10 protein-coding genes, 2 tRNA genes and 2 rRNA genes are annotated in these 19,339 nt (G+C 44.3%); 1 reads left to right on the top strand and 13 read right to left on the bottom strand.

Features of this window, described 5'->3' with window-relative positions:
- Positions 1 to 55: 55 nt before the first annotated feature.
- The 10 genes from ACQZ43_RS10590 to ACQZ43_RS10545 form a co-directional block, all read right to left on the bottom strand.
- Positions 56 to 2,940: ribosomal RNA gene (locus ACQZ43_RS10590) — 23S ribosomal RNA — on the bottom strand.
- Between the two features lie 124 nt (positions 2,941 to 3,064).
- Positions 3,065 to 3,138 (bottom strand) — tRNA-Ala (locus ACQZ43_RS10585).
- A gap of 173 nt (positions 3,139 to 3,311) precedes the next feature.
- Positions 3,312 to 3,385: transfer RNA gene (locus tag ACQZ43_RS10580), tRNA-Ile, on the bottom strand.
- Positions 3,386 to 3,453: 68 nt separating this feature from the next.
- Positions 3,454 to 4,971, bottom strand: a 16S ribosomal RNA gene (locus ACQZ43_RS10575).
- The 16S and 23S rRNA genes sit together here with 2 tRNA genes alongside, the layout of an rRNA operon.
- Before the next feature lie 1,139 nt (positions 4,972 to 6,110).
- Positions 6,111 to 6,401: a helix-turn-helix transcriptional regulator gene (locus tag ACQZ43_RS10570; protein WP_430612092.1), complete on the bottom strand. Its 291-nt coding sequence runs from the start codon at positions 6,399 to 6,401 to the stop codon at positions 6,111 to 6,113.
- A 601-nt stretch (positions 6,402 to 7,002) separates the two neighbouring features.
- Positions 7,003 to 8,121, bottom strand: coding sequence for a DNA polymerase III subunit beta (gene dnaN, locus ACQZ43_RS10565; protein ID WP_430612432.1), 1,119 nt, complete (start codon positions 8,119 to 8,121; stop codon positions 7,003 to 7,005).
- Between the two features lie 82 nt (positions 8,122 to 8,203).
- Positions 8,204 to 9,892 carry a gliding motility-associated ABC transporter substrate-binding protein GldG gene (gldG, locus tag ACQZ43_RS10560; protein WP_430612430.1) on the bottom strand — a complete coding sequence of 563 codons (1,689 nt, stop codon included), beginning with the start codon at positions 9,890 to 9,892 and terminating at the stop codon, positions 8,204 to 8,206.
- Positions 9,892 to 10,617: a gliding motility-associated ABC transporter permease subunit GldF gene (gene gldF / locus ACQZ43_RS10555; RefSeq protein ID WP_430612428.1), complete on the bottom strand. Its 726-nt coding sequence runs from the start codon at positions 10,615 to 10,617 to the stop codon at positions 9,892 to 9,894. Before gldF ends, gldG begins: the two co-directional genes overlap by 1 nt.
- A gap of 9 nt (positions 10,618 to 10,626) precedes the next feature.
- On the bottom strand, positions 10,627 to 10,923 hold the full coding sequence (locus tag ACQZ43_RS10550; protein WP_430615656.1) for a putative quinol monooxygenase: 297 nt from the start codon (positions 10,921 to 10,923) through the stop codon (positions 10,627 to 10,629).
- Positions 10,924 to 10,937: 14 nt separating this feature from the next.
- Positions 10,938 to 11,759: an SAM hydrolase/SAM-dependent halogenase family protein gene (locus tag ACQZ43_RS10545; protein WP_430612426.1), complete on the bottom strand. Its 822-nt coding sequence runs from the start codon at positions 11,757 to 11,759 to the stop codon at positions 10,938 to 10,940.
- 96 nt (positions 11,760 to 11,855) lie between these two features.
- Between ACQZ43_RS10545 and ACQZ43_RS10540 the strand changes: the two genes are divergently transcribed.
- Positions 11,856 to 12,815 carry a PhoH family protein gene (locus tag ACQZ43_RS10540; RefSeq protein WP_430612424.1) on the top strand — a complete coding sequence of 320 codons (960 nt, stop codon included), beginning with the start codon at positions 11,856 to 11,858 and terminating at the stop codon, positions 12,813 to 12,815.
- Positions 12,816 to 12,904: 89 nt separating this feature from the next.
- Here the strand turns inward: ACQZ43_RS10540 and ACQZ43_RS10535 are convergent, their stop codons facing one another.
- From ACQZ43_RS10535 to ACQZ43_RS10525, 3 genes are all read right to left on the bottom strand, one after another.
- Entirely contained in the window at positions 12,905 to 13,693 is a 789-nt protein-coding gene (locus ACQZ43_RS10535) for a hypothetical protein (RefSeq protein WP_430612422.1), read from the bottom strand.
- A gap of 108 nt (positions 13,694 to 13,801) precedes the next feature.
- A complete protein-coding gene (locus ACQZ43_RS10530) occupies positions 13,802 to 14,941 on the bottom strand; it encodes an efflux RND transporter periplasmic adaptor subunit (RefSeq protein ID WP_430612420.1) in 1,140 nt (379 codons plus the stop codon).
- 1 nt (position 14,942) lies between these two features.
- Positions 14,943 to 19,271 (bottom strand): CusA/CzcA family heavy metal efflux RND transporter, encoded by a 4,329-nt coding sequence (locus ACQZ43_RS10525; RefSeq protein ID WP_430612418.1) that lies wholly within the window; start codon positions 19,269 to 19,271, stop codon positions 14,943 to 14,945.
- Positions 19,272 to 19,339 lie beyond the last annotated feature (68 nt).

The raw sequence follows: 19,339 nt of genomic DNA, 5'->3' as shown, positions 1-19,339 counted from the left end.
TACTTGTATTGTATAAGTAGAAAGTCATCCTGTCCCGTTTAAAAAACGGGACAGTACACATAAGCTTACGGGTTATTAGTACTACTCGACTATGACATTACTGCCTTTACATCTATAGCCTATCAACGTGGTCATCTCCCACGACCCTTTAAAGAAATCTCATCTTGTGGTGGGTTTCGCGCTTATATGCTTTCAGCGCTTATCCCTGCCAAACGTAGCTACTCTGCGATGCCCCTGGCGAGACAACAGATACACTAGAGGTTTGTCCAAATCGGTCCTCTCGTACTAGAATCAGATCCACTCAAATTTCTAACGCCCGCAGTAGATAGAGACCGAACTGTCTCACGACGTTCTGAACCCAGCTCGCGTGCCACTTTAATGGGCGAACAGCCCAACCCTTGGGACCTTCTCCAGCCCCAGGATGTGACGAGCCGACATCGAGGTGCCAAACCCCCCCGTCGATATGAGCTCTTGGGGGAGATCAGCCTGTTATCCCCGGCGTACCTTTTATCCTTTGAGCGATGGCCCTTCCATGCGGAACCACCGGATCACTATGCTCTACTTTCGTACCTGGTCGACTTGTTAGTCTCTCAGTCAAGCTCCCTTATACCATTGCACTCTACGCACGGTTACCAAGCGTGCTGAGGGAACCTTTAGAAGCCTCCGTTACTCTTTTGGAGGCGACCACCCCAGTCAAACTACCCACCAAGCAATGTCCTCCATTATATGGAGTTAGATCTCAAATAAGCAAAGGGTGGTATTTCAACAATGACTCCACAACGCCTAGCGACGCCACTTCACAGTCTCCCACCTATCCTACACATCACTTATCCAAGAACAATACTAAGCTATAGTAAAGGTGCACAGGGTCTTTTCGTCCCACTGCGGGTAATCGGCATCTTCACCGATACTACAATTTCACCGAGCTCATGGCTGAGACAGCGTCCAGATCGTTACACCATTCGTGCAGGTCGGAACTTACCCGACAAGGAATTTCGCTACCTTAGGACCGTTATAGTTACGGCCGCCGTTTACTGGGGCTTCAATTCAATGCTTCTGATTGCTCATAACATCTCCTCTTAACCTTCCAGCACCGGGCAGGTGTCAGGCCCTATACTTCATCTTACGATTTTGCAGAGCCCTGTGTTTTTGATAAACAGTCGCCTGGACCTCTTCACTGCGGCCAGCTTGCGCTGGCGACCTTTCTCCCGAAGTTACAGGTCTATTTTGCCTAGTTCCTTAGCCATGAATCTCTCGAGCACCTTAGGATTCTCTCCCCAACTACCTGTGTCGGTTTACGGTACGGGTACTTATAATCAAAGTTTAGAAGGTTTTCTTGGAAGCCCTTAGGCACACTATCTACTTGTCCGTAGACTCGCAGTACTATCGATCTTTGCCATCCCAAACGCATTTGACTATCTGGAATATAGCTACAATCTTCAACGAACTATTCCGTCAGTTCGCGGTGCTTTCATCACTCCGTCACTCCATCACAATTATAAGTAGTACGGGAATATTAACCCGTTGGCCATCGACGTCCCCCTTCGGGTTTGCCTTAGGACCCGACTAACCCACAGCTGATTAGCATAGCTGTGGAAACCTTAGTTTTTCGGTGTGCGGGTTTCTCGCCCGCATTATCGTTACTTATGCCTACATTTTCTTTTCTAATTAGTCCAGCAAGTCTCACAACTCACCTTCAACCCCATTAGAATGCTCCCCTACCACTTACAGACCCTTGTCTGTAAATCCATAGCTTCGGTAGTATACTTATGCCCGATTATTATCCATGCTCGTCCGCTCGACTAGTGAGCTGTTACGCACTCTTTAAATGAATGGCTGCTTCCAAGCCAACATCCTAGCTGTCTGGGCAGACAAACCGCGTTTTTTCAACTTAGTATACATTTGGGGACCTTAGCTGATGGTCTGGGTTCTTTCCCTCTCGGACATGGACCTTAGCACCCATGCCCTCACTGTTAGTGAACATTATATAGCATTCGGAGTTTGTCAGGAATTGGTAGGTGGTGAAACCCCCGCATCCAATCAGTAGCTCTACCTCTATATAACTTTATAACTAACGCTGCACCTAAATGCATTTCGGGGAGTACGAGCTATTTCCGAGTTTGATTGGCCTTTCACCCCTACCCACAGGTCATCCGAAGACTTTTCAACGTCAACCGGTTCGGTCCTCCATTTAGTGTTACCTAAACTTCAACCTGCCCATGGGTAGATCACACGGTTTCGCGTCTACCACTACTGACTAAAGCGCCCTATTCAGACTCGCTTTCGCTACGGATCCATGGCTTAACCACTTATCCTTGCCAGCAACGGTAACTCGTAGGCTCATTATGCAAAAGGCACGCCGTCACCCCACTTAAGGGCTCCGACCGCTTGTAGGCGTATGGTTTCAGGATCTATTTCACTCCGTTATTCACGGTTCTTTTCACCTTTCCCTCACGGTACTGGTTCACTATCGGTCTCTCAGGAGTATTTAGCCTTAGCGGATGGTCCCGCCAGTTTCAATCAGGGTTTCACGTGCCCCGACCTACTCAGGATACCACTATTCTTATCTTCCATTACTTATACGGGACTGTCACCCTCTATGGTCAAGCTTTCCAACTTGTTCTAATTCTGTCCGCAAGAAACATCGTGGTCCTACAACCCCAATATTGCCGTAACAACATTGGTTTGGGCTGTTCCGCGTTCGCTCGCCACTACTTACGGAATCACTTTTGTTTTCTTCTCCTCCGCCTACTTAGATGTTTCAGTTCAGCGGGTTTGCCTCCTATCGGATACTATGTCTTCAACATAGTGGGTTGCCCCATTCGGATATCTACGGATCAATTCGTGTGTGCCGATCCCCGTAGCTTTTCGCAGCTTATCACGTCCTTCTTCGCCTCTGAGAGCCTAGGCATCCCCCATACGCCCTTATTTTGCTTATGTGCTTGTGTAATCGATCGAAATCAATTACGTGCTTTCTATTATTTTTATTGTATTTAAATATCTCAATATGTCAATGAACGTGTGGCGGGTCTTTTGTCTTACCAAGTGACCCTTGATGCCGTAGTGGAGAATATCGGAGTCGAACCGATGACCTCCTGCGTGCAAGGCAGGCGCTCTAGCCAGCTGAGCTAATCCCCCAATGAATTTAGAAGGTAGTCTTCCAAACGTAGTCGGGTTAGTCAACCTCTAAAATTTCCTTTCAATAAAAGTGTGTTTTTCCTAGCTATTAGCCAAAAATGCCCGCTTCTGACGTTGTCCTTTGACATTTTGTTTGCGCAAAATACTCAAAAGTTTACCTCAGGCGTAGCCTGTAGTCCCGGGCAGACTCGAACTGCCGACCCCTACATTATCAGTGTAGTACTCTAACCAGCTGAGCTACGAGACTCTGTACTTTTATTGTGTATTATTTGAATTGAACAGCGAGAGCAAGATAAAATTAGTGCGTATCTCTAGAAAGGAGGTGTTCCAGCCGCACCTTCCGGTACGGCTACCTTGTTACGACTTAGCCCTAGTTACCAGTTTTACCCTAGGCAGCTCCTTGCGGTCACCGACTTCAGGTACCCCCAGCTTCCATGGCTTGACGGGCGGTGTGTACAAGGCCCGGGAACGTATTCACCGGATCATGGCTGATATCCGATTACTAGCGATTCCAGCTTCACGGAGTCGAGTTGCAGACTCCGATCCGAACTGTGACCGGTTTTGTAGATTCGCTCCTGGTCGCCCAGTGGCTGCTCTCTGTACCGGCCATTGTAGCACGTGTGTAGCCCAGGACGTAAGGGCCGTGATGATTTGACGTCATCCCCACCTTCCTCTCAGTTTGCACTGGCAGTCTCGTTAGAGTTCCCGGCATGACCCGCTGGCAACTAACGATAGGGGTTGCGCTCGTTATAGGACTTAACCTGACACCTCACGGCACGAGCTGACGACAACCATGCAGCACCTTGTAAATTGTCTTGCGAAAGTAATGTTTCCAAAACGGTCAATCTACATTTAAGCCCTGGTAAGGTTCCTCGCGTATCATCGAATTAAACCACATGCTCCACCGCTTGTGCGGGCCCCCGTCAATTCCTTTGAGTTTCATTCTTGCGAACGTACTCCCCAGGTGGGATACTTATCACTTTCGCTTAGCCACTCAGTCTTGCGACCGAACAGCTAGTATCCATCGTTTACGGCGTGGACTACCAGGGTATCTAATCCTGTTCGCTACCCACGCTTTCGTTCATCAGCGTCAATCAATTGATAGTAACCTGCCTTCGCAATTGGTATTCCATGTAATATCTAAGCATTTCACCGCTACACTACATATTCTAGTTACTTCCCAATAATTCAAGTCCGACAGTATCAATGGCCATTTCCTAGTTAAGCTAGGAGATTTCACCACTGACTTATCAAACCGCCTACGAACCCTTTAAACCCAATGATTCCGGATAACGCTTGGATCCTCCGTATTACCGCGGCTGCTGGCACGGAGTTAGCCGATCCTTATTCCTACAGTACCTTCAAATACCCTCACGAGGGTAGGTTTATTCCTGTATAAAAGCAGTTTACAATCCATAGGACCGTCTTCCTGCACGCGGCATGGCTGGTTCAGAGTTGCCTCCATTGACCAATATTCCTCACTGCTGCCTCCCGTAGGAGTCTGGTCCGTGTCTCAGTACCAGTGTGGGGGATCTCCCTCTCAGGACCCCTACCCATCATTGCCTTGGTATGCCGTTACCATACCAACTAGCTAATGGGACGCATGCTCATCTTTTACCGATAAATCTTTAGTTGTCAAATGATGCCATCCAACAACACTATAAGGCATTAATCCAAATTTCTCTGGGCTATTCCTTTGTAAAAGGTAGATTGCATACGCGTTACGCACCCGTGCGCCGGTCTCAAGGAAGCAAGCTCCCTCTACCCCTCGACTTGCATGTGTTAAGCCTGCCGCTAGCGTTCATCCTGAGCCAGGATCAAACTCTTCATCGTATTTTTTTAATATGTTTAGATAGTTTGCGCTAATTCTTGAAATCTTGCGATTTCCTTACTCTCTTCTTATTTGCTGTCAATTCAATATATCTATGAACGTGTCTTCTTGTTTTTCGCTTGTCTCTCAAAGCGGATGCAAAACTACAACTTCTTTTTTAACTGGCAAGGTTTTTGTGAGAAAAAATTTCTCTTTATTTTCTTGTCAATCGTTACTATCACTGGTCTCCCCTATTCGGCTCGTCGGATTTAAAACCCTACGACCCTCACAATCTCAACCCGGTAATCAAAGAACTTCTGCGGTAATGCGAGTGCAAAAGTAGGCCTTTTTATCGGCTTTCCTAATCTTTTGAAGTTTTTTTTAAAGGGTTTTTGCCGGGGATTTGTTAACTGCTTAGTTACCGTAACTTTACGAAGAGGATTTTTTTTGCGGATTCGAGAGTGCTGGAGAATAGAAGATGGCTTGTTATAGTAAAGTGCGGATTCGAGGATTTGTTGATTCGCTTATTCGCCGGGTTGTGGAGAATACACGATTTGTGGAAATAGTTAGTTCTTAGCGGATTCGAGGATTTGCGTATTCGCGGATTCGAGAGTACCGGAGAATAGAAGATGGCTTGTTATAGTAAAGAGTGGATTCGCGGATTTGTTGATTCGCTTATTTGCCGGGTTGCGGAGAATGCACGATTTGTGGAAATAGTTAGTTCTTAGCGGATTCGAGGATTTGCTGATTCGACAGTACCGGAGAATAGAAGATAGCTTGTTATAGCAAAGAGCGGATTCGTGGATTTGTTGATTCGCTTATTCGCCAAGTTGAGGAGAATGCACGATTTGTGGAAATAGTTAGTTCTTAGCGGATTCGAGGATTTGTTTATTCGTTTATTCGATAGGTAGTGTAAAGGAGTCCTTTTCCGAATAAAAAATGTAGTCCATAATTACTTTCTGCAACCTGCGCTGGTGCCAGCGTCACGCTGGTACCCTCTTATATTGTAGGCGGATTCGCGGATTCGCGGATTTGATGATTCGCTGATTCGAGAGTACCGTAGAATAGAAGATGGCTTGTTATAATAAAGAGCGGATCTGCTGATTCGCGGATTTAAGGAAGAACTCGCGTGGCAACGGAGGAATCCGCAAAAGAAAAAAGCTTATTTTTTCTTTTTCCGTTCCTTATATTCTTGAGACAGTCGGATATAGGTGGGCATGTCAAAATCGAACAGCTGATTGATGGTCAAATCGAGCATCATGCTTATTTTGAGTAGGGTTTCGTACGTGGGATTGGTGTTGCCCCGTTCGATTTCTCCTATGGTTTTCTTTGCGTTTCCCGTTTTATAACTGAGTTCTTCCTGAGAGATTTTTTCGTGTACATAATTTTCTCGCAGTTCTCGGATGCGGTACCCCAAAGCTTCGTTTTCCTCTTTAAAACTATCCTTTTCCATACAAGTAAATTTCCCGTTTTTTTAAAAAACAACAGGACACATATAGGTTACTTTAAAATATTTTTTTTATATTTGATTATAAATTAACATCAATTTACGCGGGAAAGCTACGCTTTTCTCACGGAAGTCAGTGGCTTTCCCGTTTTTTGTTATCATTTATAAGCGTTTATTAAAAATGCAGTCCTTAATTACTGTCTGCAAAACAGGGCAAATCTGCTAATGGACTTGATGCGGATTCGAGTATACGAGTATTCGCGGATTCGAGAGGTTGCGCAAAGGAGGCCTTTTCCGAATAAAAAATGTAGTTCTTAAATCCTTTGTACAAAACATGGCGAATTCGCGCATCGGCAAATCAAGGACTTGATGCGGATTCGAGTATTCGAGTATTCGCGGATTCGAAAGCTTGCGCAAAGGAGTTCTTATCCGGATTAAAAATGTAGTTCTTAAATCCTTTGTACAAAACATGGCGAATCTACGAATCTACGAATGGACGAATAAGTACCTAAATTATACTAGCTAAAATTCCTAAAAACCACAAAGCCCAATGAATCGCTTCATCGGGCTTTGTTTATATTCAGAAGGTTTCCCTCTTGGTATCGTTCTAGTTATTCAACATCACTGGCATCACCAACATGGTAACGGTTTCGCCTTCGTCCAGTCCATCAACGGGTGTTAAAATTCCCGCGCGGTTCGGCAAAGACATTTCCAACATGATCTCGTCCGACTGTAGGTTGTTCAACATCTCCGTCAAGAAACGCGAGTTGAAACCGATTTGCATATCGTCGCCTTGGTAATCACAAGTCAAGCGTTCGTCCGCTTTGTTGGAGTAATCGATATCTTCTGCAGATATGTTCAATTCCGTACCGGCGATTTTCAATCGAATTTGATGAGTAGTCTTATTGGCATAAATAGCCACACGACGTACCGAACTCAAAAACTGAGCGCGATTGATCAACAACTTATTCGGGTTTTCCTTTGGAATCACCGCTTCGTAGTTGGGGTATTTCCCATCGATTAAACGACAAGTCAAAGTATAGTTTTCAAAAGAGAACTGCGCATTGGAATCGTTGTATTCAATCTTCACCTCTACATCTGAAGTCATTAGAATATTCTTTAAGATATTCAATGGCTTTTTAGGCATGATAAAATTGGCTTGGCTCGAAGAATTGATATCTGCACGAGAATACTTAACCAATTTATGAGCATCGGTAGCAACAAAAATCAGACCGTCTGGCGAAAACTGAAAAAACACTCCAGACATCACCGGGCGCAAATCGTCGTTACCCGCAGCAAAAATCGTTTTACTGATCGCCGTTGCTAAAACTTCAGCGGGTACTCCTGTAGTAGACGGATCTTCTAATGTCTCCGCTTTGGGAAACTCATCGCCTTGCGCATACGCCAAAACGTATTTCCCCAAGTCAGAACTAATTTCAATAGTATTGTTTTCTTTAACGGTAAAAGTCAAAGGCTGCTCTGGAAAAGTTTTTAATGTCTCCAATAAAAGTTTTGCCGGAACTGCGATACTCCCCTGGCTGGTCGACTCTATTTCTAGAGTAGCAGACATGGTTGTTTCCAAATCGGATGCAGAGACTTTTAATTCGCTGTTATCCAATTCAAATAAGAAATTATCTAAAATGTGTAAAGTATTACTACTATTGATAACACTTCCAAGAATCTGCAATTGTTTTAACAAATAGGAACTCGATACAATAAACTTCATGTTATTTTGCTTTTTTAGGTGTAAAATTACTTTTACATTTTACAAATATATCGGATTATAACCAATTATAAAAGAATTTTTATTAACACTTGCGCGCAAAGCGTCTCTTTCTATAAAAAGTAAAGCCCAATCCAAAAATTAAAAGGAAAAACAGTGGCAATCCGACAGTTATTACTTGGATAGACGTATAGCGTTCGTATACTTTTTGTTTATCCAGTATAGGTAAACTCACATTTTTAGAACGGATGTTAATAAGTCCGGAGTCGTCCAAAAGGTAATTGACCGCATTGAGGATAAACTCTTTATTCCCATAGAGCTTGTTGGTCCATTTATCATAACCCAACTCTAGGGGTTGGTAATTTTGATCGAGCTGATTGCGGATGACATCGCCATCGGCAATGACAATCATCTGGTTGTTTTCGCCTTGTGCTTTATAGTTTTTCAATGGAAAAGGCAGTATGCGATTCTGATGTACCGACTTAAAATTCCCCTCCAACAACACGGCCAGATTGTAGAAACCCCTGCCCTGATAATCCGCTGGTGTCACTTCCTCATTGACCATTTCCAAAGAGATTTCCACTGGTGTTCCCACCGCGGCAGCATTGCGAGACGATTGCAGCAATACGGTTTTACGAACGTCGTTTTTAAGGGTATCGATCGCATTGGCGAAATCAAATTTCACACCTTCGATGTTTTTGACGATGGGATGCTCGTCCTGCGGATATGCAAATGGCGCAAATTTCCATAAAAACTCCTCGTATTGGGTTTCGCTTCCCTGCCGCCCTACTGCCAGCTTAATTGGGGTCGCTTGCTCGTCCTTTACCAATACTGGATTGACGCGCACACCGTATTTAAAAAATAACTCTCCCAAGCTTTGATCCTTGGGATAGGCCATCATGGTTCCGGTTTTGTTTAAGCTGTCCATATCGGCTTGTACCTGATCGATCAACCAAATCGCTTTACCGCCATTCATGATAAACTGATCCAACACCTGAATCTTCTCATCGGAGAAGTTCATACTCGGTTTGGCTATAATCGCCAAATCGTATTTTTGCAATTCCTCTAAACTGCGCACGGGATTTGCCGCAACGGAGTCCAAGGTAAAAGGTCCGATAAAATAATTTTCACGCACCGATTTTAAAAAGTCGGCGATATAGTGGTCGTCCAACTCCCCATTTCCTTTGATAATCGCTATTTTCTTTTGCTTTTCCGTGGTCACGCGGTGAATGGCATCGGCTATGGCGTATTCCAAATGCTGTACCGAACTCACCACCTTTTCTTCGGTATTGGCGCCCATCATGTTTTTCAGTAGCGGAATCTGCGTATTCTTTCCTCCATAGGTAGCTACCGCCCAAGGAAAAACCATTTCCTGTGCTTGCTTTCCCTTGTCGGACACGGTAATATTAATCGGTTTCATACCCGCTTCAAACAAGGCGCGTGCGGTTTCCATTTTTTCGTCTTCCGACTCGATCGGATTGATAAACTGGAAGACAATATGAGAATTATATGCTTTAAACTCTTCTAACAATTGTCGGGTTTCGGTTTGCAAGCGTTTAAACTCCTGTGGAAATTGCCCTTCCAAAAACACATCGACAAACAAGGGCTCTTTGACCCCCTTGATGACTTCCAGTGATGTTGGCGACAAGGTATAGCGCTTGTCTTGGGTCAAGTCCCATCTCTTAAAGAAATAGCTGCCCAATACATTGATTAAAACCAGAAGTACAACAACTCCCAATAACGATATGATGCGTTTTTTGCGGTTCGTGTTCATTACTTTTTTATGGATTTAATTTTAAAAACAGTTGCACTGAGGAAAAAAGCGGAAAAGCTCAAGAAATACAGTATATCTCGTGTGTCCAATACACCGCGTCCCATGCTTTTAAAGTGGGCATTAATTCCAAAACTCGCGATGAGTCCACTCCAGCTGCCACCGATTTTACTCCATTCGTCCAGTCCGACGAAAAACAAAAAACACAGCGCCACAGCGATGATAAAGGAAACGATTTGATTTTCCGACAAAGTCGAGGCAAATACGCCGATCGCGGTATAGGCGCCTATGAGAAACAGCAGTCCGAAGTAGGATCCCCAAGTGCTGCCCCAATCGAACTGCGTACCGCTCAAGGAGAGGTCTGCCACCACCCACACATAGGTAAGTGTTGGGATAATAGCTAGTACAATCAGCACGAAAGCCCCTAGAAATTTCCCCAGCACGATTTCTCTAATGCTCAAGGGCTTGGTAAGCAACAACTCCAGTGTTCCCTGTTTGATTTCTTCGGAAAAGCTCTTCATCGTTACCGCGGGGATCAGAAAAATCAAGATCCACGGCGCGAGGTTAAAAAAAGGAAACACATCAGCGTAACCGCCTTGCAATATGTTATAATTTCCATCAAACACCCATAAGAAGAGTCCGTTTAGCACCAAAAAAACGGCTATAACGAGGTATCCCGTGAGGGAACCGAAAAAGGATTTGATTTCGCGTAATAAAAGTGCGTTCATCTGCTGAATTTAAGGTAAGGTAACTAATTTGTCAACGCTCCAAGCTTGCGGCTTATCGTTAAACAAGGTTTTGACATAAGACCAAATCTCCCGAAAGGTATCGGATTGTCTGTAGTTTTCCAGATCGCTTTCCTGCTGCCAATAGCTGTAAGTAAAAAAAACACAAGGATTGTCCTTGTCTTGATACAGTTCTAAAAACCGGTTTCCAGGATAGTTGCGCACCACTTCTTTTACCGTGTCGAAATGCGCTAAAAAATCCGGTATTTTTTCTTCGTGAAAACTCAATTTCACAATTCTAACAAACATCATATCTATTTTGATTAATCTTCAAATTCAACTGTAATGGTATCGCGGTATTCCAGTCCCAACAAGATCTTTGGAGAACCGGTTGTCAAGGGATTGGCGCGATACAGGGAAAGTTGTAAATAGCCCAATTCATTAAAAATCGCCAACAATTCGCCTTCTCTCGATTTTAGTGAAGCGGAATCGGTAATTTTAAAGTCGGAAAAATACTTATTTATTCTCTTAATCGGTCGGTTTTTAACTTTTATTACGAAGTTTCTTTCGCCTTTAACCGCCTCGAACAAGCTTTTGGTGATGTTGCTCACCGCATTGCCGAAGTGATCCTCGTAAATGATGTTGCCGCGTATGCTTCCCTGGTCTTTAGAAACCACGGCTTGAAGCTCGCTAACCCCCACTATGGCATCTGCATGGGTTCCCAATTCGCTCAGGGGAATTCCCTGGGCAATTTTTACCGCACTGCCGATAAACACGTCCATCGCAGGCGTGCCCATTTCGAAATCGATATAGACCACTTGATCGGGCTCGCGCTCTGTGGTGAGAAAGCTCAAAATGCCGTTGTCCGCGGCTATAAAATAATGCCCGTCAAAACACATGGCCAGGGGTTTGCTGTTTTCGGATATTTCCGCGTCAACCCCAATGAGGTGAATGGTTCCCTTGGAGAAGTTTTTATAGGCTGCATTGATTACATAGCCGGCTTGGCTAATGTTAAAATAATCTATACAATGAGAAATATCAATTATCTGACAGTCGCGAATATAGGAAATGATTTTCCCTTTAATCGCGCCGACAAAATAGTCTTTAGTTCCGTAATCTGTTGTTAAAGTAATGATCGTTTCCATTATATATTTTTCACTATTTGATCGATAGTATAGAATTTTTGTATTAGCTTTGAGTAATGCAAAATTAGTTTATTTTTTAATTAAATCTCACCCCATTTGAACGAAAGAACTATAGAACTAACAGAAATTACCGCTAAAGAATTTTGGGGACCACAAGATACCCATTTAGAAACTCTTAAACGCCTCTATCCCAAATTAAAAATCATAGCACGAGGCTCCTTGTTAAAAATATATGGGGAAGATGAAATTCTCGACGAATTTGAACTGCGCTTTCATCGTTTGGTCAAGTATTTCTCCAAGTACAACCGCATGGATGAGAACTCCATGGAACGCATAGTTCTGGATAATGGGCCGCAACAAATGAATCCCAGTGACAAGATTTTGGTACATGGTGTAGGAGGAAAACTAATTAAGGCATTAACCCCCAATCAACAGCGATTGGTGCATTTTGTGGAAAACAACGACATGGTCTTTGCCATCGGTCCTGCGGGAACTGGTAAAACCTATACAGGCGTGGCCTTGGCGGTGCGGGCTTTAAAAGAAAAGCAAGTCAAGCGCATCATCCTTACCCGTCCTGCTGTGGAAGCCGGTGAAAACCTCGGTTTTCTACCGGGTGATATGAAAGAAAAGCTCGATCCGTATATGCAACCCCTCTACGACGCTTTGCGCGATATGTTACCGCCGCAAACCCTGGAGGATTACTTGACTAAAGGCGTCATTCAAATTGCCCCTTTGGCCTTTATGAGAGGGCGTACCTTAGACCACGCTTTTGTCATTTTGGACGAAGCGCAAAACACCACCCATTCGCAGATGAAGATGTTTTTAACCCGTATGGGAAAAGACGCCAAGTTTATCATTACCGGAGATCCCGGCCAGATCGATTTGCCGCGAAAGGTGAGTTCGGGTCTCAAAGAGGCTTTGCACATCCTTAAGGACGTCGAGGGAATCGGCATGATATACTTGGACGACAAGGACATCGTCAGACACCGATTGGTCAAAAAGATCGTAGCGGCCTACAAGACGATGGAAGAGCAAATAGAAATACAAAAAGCCTAAAAGCACTGGCAAATAGGTGTTCGATTTAAAATACAAAAGCCGATCGCGTAAAAACGGATCGGCTTTTGTATTTGGTTTTTTCAAATGATTTACAGATAGACATAGGTGTCTCGTCTAAAGATCATTTTGCGCTCCTGATCGACAAAGAGATGGAGCTCATCGTCTTTTAATTTAAACTTGTTCGACATTTCCAACACGTCTAAAAGCTCTTTTTCGCGAACAAACTCGTCGACCATGTTTTCCGGTGCCATAATGTTTTTAAACTGTATGCCATCGCCTTCACAGGCCAAGTCGCCGTAGATAATATGATTACCTCCACTACCGGAGAAGCTCTTGGTACTCACATCGATATTGATCAATGGAATCTGATTGATGTTTAAATCCTCCACGCGTTTGTCTTCAAAGGACTGCAAAATCCAACTTCCAGAAAGCATGGGATCAAAAATATAATATCCATAACCCGCAAAATCCGCAGCGATTTCATTGCTGTGGGTATTTCTCTTTAAGTGAACGGCTATCGAATGGTCGTACTCATTACCGGTAAAAATATCGGAAGTCAGTTCTTCGTAAATAACGATCTCTATTTCTTCTCTTTTGGTTTGTGTTTTATAAACTCTGGTCTCTCCTACTTGTATGGAATCCACATAGGGGAAAATAATGGTTTCATCGGCTTTGGTTGCGGAATAGATAATGCCTTTTTTACTTATGGAAATATTCCAAAAAGGTTCATTCCCCACCGCTTTAAAAAAAGACTCATCATCATTTTTTTTCTTTGCTACATTTTCCTTCGCATTCCTTTTCGAATCCTTAGAGTGTTTTTCATTGTTTGGCTCAATCCCAGAGCTCGGAAACAAAGATATCGTTAGTGCTAATATCATATTACTCAATTTTTCTTTTCATCTTAATAGATTCAAAGAATATACCAAAAGAAGTATTAAAGCTTTTTTTAAGAATTAATTAATACTATTCTGCCAAAATGAGCTGAATTATTCGTTCCCAGCACTGATATCGTAAACACCATTAACTAAAATTTTTGTGTGTTTATCCAAGTCTTTAGCATATATTTCTACAAATTTATCATTTTTCAGTAAAATTTCCACCTCAATTTTTTTCAATATCACATTTTTTTCATCTTCTCGCACTAAAATAAAAATAAAATTCTTATCGGCTACTGTCATCAGCGCATTTAGGGGAATTCCCAAGGCATTTTTTTCAGAAGTGGCGATTTTTGCCACGGCAAACATACCGCAATACATCCCTTCTTGAACTTCTTTGGGGAAATGTGCTACTACCGAAACCGTTCTATTGGTTTCATCTATGGTTTTACCGATTGAAAAAACGGTGGCATCAAATGCAGTTGCAGCGGTTTCTGAAATTTGAAAAGTCAGCTTTTGCCCCAGCTTAACCTTGTCGATATCCTTTTCAAATACCTGGAGGTTTAACTGCATGGCACGGGTATCAACGATTTCGATCATCGCTTGTTCGGGAGAAACAAACATGCCGATTGCCGCACTAATTTTGTTTACCGTACCCGAAATCGGGGCAACCAAAGCCACGCGAGATGAAAACTGTCCGCTGCGCACCGCTTTTAGATCGACGTTGAGCAGCTGCAATTTGGCAGCGACACTCTTGAGTTTAGCCTGGGCCGTTCGGTAATCGCTCTGTGCCTGCAAAAAATTCTTTTGCGAGGCGATACGCTCGTCGAACAGCATTTTTTGGCGTTCAAATTCCGACTTTAAATAGCCGATTTGCTCGTGGGTTTCCAGATAGTCCTTTTGAATGTCGATTAAATCGGGATTTTCCATCTGCAATACCAACTGTCCTTGTTTAACCTGTTGTCCTTCGGTAACGAGTATCGCTTTGATATAGCCGCCCAACATCGCATTGACCTTGGCTTTAAACTGTGGCGCCACATCGATTTGTCCCGTTGCCGAAACCTCATCGTTAAAGCGCTGCATGCTCAAGGTGTCAAAACGCATGCCCACCGACTTAAATTGGGATTGCAAAACCAGGCGCTCGTCGGCTGCCAACGTTACTTCCGACTGTTCTCCCTCTGTGGTAACCGCTTTGTTACAAGACAAAAACAGTGCTAAAAATCCGAATAATAATATTTTTTTAGTGCTCATATTAGTAGTTTAAATAGTAAAGATTAAGGTTGGCTTGTATATAAAGCAATTGATTCTCCAAGTGTTCTTGTCGCAGGGCTAAGGCATTCTCGATGCTGCTGATGTACTGAAAGAAGTCGATCGCCCCATTTTGATAGCTCATCGCTCCTACTTTAAAGAGCTCGTCGGCCATTTGCTTGCCATACGATTTATAGTAATCCATGCCTTCCTTGGCCTTGGCAATTTCGGTATGCTGATTTTTGACGAATTGATTCATGTTGATTTCCAAGTTTTCGCGTTCCAGTTCCCAGCCTTCAGATGCGAGCTTGGACGCTTTTACCTGTGCCTTGGTCTCTCCGAAAAACAGCGGAATAGCCACGCCTATTTGAAAACCGTACATCGACTGAGGCAGGTGTTTGTTGGTTCCCTGAAAGTATTCCAAGGTTAAATCGGGCATATAGCCCTGCCGCTGTTGCTTGATCGCCGCGGCCAACTGTCCGGATTTGGCTTCGAGCAGATCGCGGTATTGCTCTTCTACCACTGCTTGTTCGCTGCTCCACTCCCACTCCAAGCGCTCCTTGGATACCTGTAGCGCTTCGGGACTTTGAACCAGGGTTTGCAAGCGCTCCATCTCTATTTGCAGCTCTTTTTTCAATTGGTTCAATTGCACTTTTACCTGTTGGTATTTCGCCTGTGAAGTGATTTTTTCCAAGTAATTGGTTTCGCCCAATTCAAATTTGCGCTGACTCGCATGGGAAAAATTCTGATACAAACTATCCAATTGCTGCAACAGCAGCAGTCTGTTTTTTAGGTAAACAACCTGATAATACGACTGGGAAACCTCAAAAGACACCTTGGTTTTATCCCAAGTAGCCTGGGTTTCTTCCACGTTGTAATTGGCTTTGGCCAGTCGCTTTTTTGCGTGATACACCGTTGGAAAGCTCACTTTTTGCTCCACGCCAAAAACGCGTAAAGCCTTGTCGTTATCCGCTTTGTTGTTCTCGTCAAAGCTGTAATACACATTGGTTTTTTCCAGGCTAAAAGCGGTTTTTATCTCCGCTTTTGCCCGGGCGGTTTTTTTGTCCAAGGCCAAAACACCTTTGTTGTTTTTTTGGGCCGTAGCGATTAAGGTTTCCAGTTCTGTGGGTTGTTGTGCATACGCGCTGCCTCCCATACCCAATAAGGCTACCACAATTAAGGTCGGTAGCACATGGCTTTTCTTCCTTTTGATTTCCCGTTGTTTTAAAAGTTTATACAATACCGGTAAAACCAGCATGGTCAGAATCGTTGCGGTAAACAAACCACCGATAACCACCGTAGCCAGCGGTCGCTGTACCTCGGCACCGGCATTGCCGGATATGGCCATCGGCAAGAAGCCCAAGGCCGCAGCCGAAGCCGTGAGCAACACCGGTCGCAATCGGTCGGTGGTTCCCTTTATAATCATTTCGTCCATATTTTTTATTCCCGTTTTTGCCAATTCATTAAAGTGCTCGACCAAGACAATACCATTTAATACCGCTATTCCGAATAGGGCAATGAAGCCCACGCCGGCCGATATGCTAAAAGGCAGGTCGCGCATCCATAAAAACAACACCCCACCCACTGCAGAGAGCGGTATGGCGGTATACACCATCAGGGCTTCTTGTATGGAATTAAAGGCGAAATACAACAGCAAAAATATCAGCAACAACGCTATGGGCACCGCAATCATCAGCCTGTCTTTGGCGCTTTCTAGGTTTTTAAACTGACCGCCGTATTCGATGGCGTATCCCACAGGCAGTTTCAATTCGGTCTCCAATTTTTTCTGAATGTCGAGGATTACGCTTTGCAGATCTCGATTGCGGACGTTTACCCCAACCACGATACGCCGTTTGGTGTCTTCTCTGGATATTTGTGCCGGTCCTTCGGTATATTGAATATCGGCTACTTCCTCCAAGGGAATTTGCTGACCCGATGGCGTGGTGATGTACAAGCCCTTTAAGTCTTCCAAGCCCTTTTTATACGATTCTCCCAAGCGCACGACCAAATCGAACTTGCGCTCGCCCTCAAACACATTCCCCACTTGTCTACCGGCAAATGCCAAGGCAATGGTCTCGTTGACATCGGCGATTTTCAATCCATAACGCGCGATTTTCTGTCGGTCAAACACCACACTCATCTGCTTTAAGCCCGCTACCTTTTCCACGATGATATCCGATGCGCCTGGAATCACCTCGATGGAGTTTCTTATTTGATGTGCCAGGGTGTTTAATACCTCCAGGTCCTCTCCAAATACTTTAATCGCAATATCGGCCCGGGAACCCGAAATCAATTCGTTGAAACGCATTTCTATCGGTTGGGTAAACTCGATTTCCATATTGGGGATGTATTTCTCTATTTCCAGCTTCATCTTATCGGCCAACTCGTCTTTGGTTTTTGCCGAAGTCCAGTCGCCTTTGGGATGCAGTTTTATAATGACGTCGGTTTCTTCCATCGACATCGGATCGGTAGGAACCTCAGCGGCTCCGATACGGGTGACAACTTGGTCGACTTCGGGAAAATTATCCAATAGGATGTTTTCTATTTTGGTTGTGATCTCGATGGTTTTACTCAGGGAGGTACCCGTTTTTAACACGGGCTGAATCACAAAATCGCCTTCGTCCAACTTGGGTATAAACTCACCGCCCATTCTCGTAAACAGTCCGATGGAAACCAACAGCAAAACGCCTGCGCTGATCAACACCACCTTGGTGTGCTGCAGGGCCCAAACGATCAAAGGGCGGTACCAGGTATTCAAGCGCGCAATCAGGCGCTTGGAAAAGGAATTTTCCTTTTCGACTACGGGTTTTAAAACCAACGAAGAAATTACGGGTACATAAGTAAAACAAAGGATCATCGCTCCTATTAAGGCAAAGCTAAAAGTCATGGCCATCGGTTTAAACATCTTCCCCTCAACGCCGGTTAGGGATAGTATCGGAATAAAGACGATTAAGATGATCAACTGCCCAAAAAAGGCCGACTTCATCATTTTATTGGTGCTGTTAAAGGTGATTTCGTCGATGGCAGCCTGTCGGTCTGCCTTGGGTAGGGCCCTCAATTCCGGGCCGCCCCGCATGATTTTAAAGGCGACAAACTCCACGATAATCACCGCACCATCGATGATGATACCGAAGTCAATGGCCCCCATACTCATCAGGTTGGCATCGATGTCAAAGAGGTTCATCATGCCAATGGCAAACAGCAAACACAGGGGAATTACCGAAGCGACTACCAATCCCGAGCGCAGATTACCCAATAGGAGTACCACGACAAAAATGACGATTAAACAGCCCAAAATCAAGTTTTCAGCGATGGTAAAGGTGGTTTTTCCCACCAATTCGCTGCGTTCTAAAAACGGATTGATATACACCCCCTCCGGCAGGCGCTTTTGCACTTCTGCAACCCGGTCTTTTACGGCGGTTAATACTTTTTTGGAATTCCCGTTTTTGATCATCATGATCTGTCCCAACACCTTTTCGCCTTCGCCATTTCCGGTAATCGCTCCAAATCGGTTTGCGCTGCCCAAGCGCACTTGAGCTACATCGTTGATCAATACGGGTAAGTTGTTGTTGTTTTTGACCACCACGGCACGGATATCGTCCAGGGTGTTGATTTTTCCCTCTCCTCGAATAAAGAAACTCTGATTTTCCTTTTCGATATAGGCACCACCAGCAATGCTGTTGTTGCTTTCCAAGGCGGTATATACCTCGTTAACCGACACGTTCATCGCCTTGAGCTTTGCCGTGTTGATCGCCACTTCATATTGTTTGAGGTGTCCCCCCCAGGTATTGACCTCCACCACACCGGGTATGCCCGACAATTGTCGGCGCACCACCCAATCCTGTATCGTTCTCAAATCGGTGGTGGTATATCGGTCTTTAAATTCGGGCTTAACCTCTAAGGTATATTGATAAATCTCTCCCAAACCCGTAGTGATGGGTCCGATTTCGGGGCTTCCAAAGCCTTCGGGAATTTCTTCCGCGGCAATTTTTATCTTTTCCGCCACCAGTTGCCGCGGCAAATAGGTGCCCATCTCCTCTTCAAAAACCAAGGTCACCACAGACAATCCGAATTTGGATATCGAACGCACCTCTTTGATGCCGGGTAAATTGGCCATTTGAATTTCAATGGGGTAAGTGACAAACTGCTCGATGTCTTGTGTAGACAGTGTATTTGAGGTGGTAATCACTTGAAGCTGGTTGTTGGTGATATCGGGAACGGCACCTATAGAAAGCTGCGTTACCGAGTACAGTCCAAAACCAATGAGTCCAAATGTAAAAAGCAGAATTATAAGCTTGTTTTTCAAGCTAAATTTGATCATTCCTTCCAACATGATAGTTTAATTTTCCACAAAATTACCCTCGATATTGGAGAGTTTCCTTAAGCTAAACTTAAGAAGCC

Source organism: Flavobacterium sp. JP2137 (assembly GCF_050562195.1).
Lineage (GTDB): Bacteria > Bacteroidota > Bacteroidia > Flavobacteriales > Flavobacteriaceae > Flavobacterium.
This window is presented reverse-complemented; position numbering and strand designations above follow the sequence as displayed.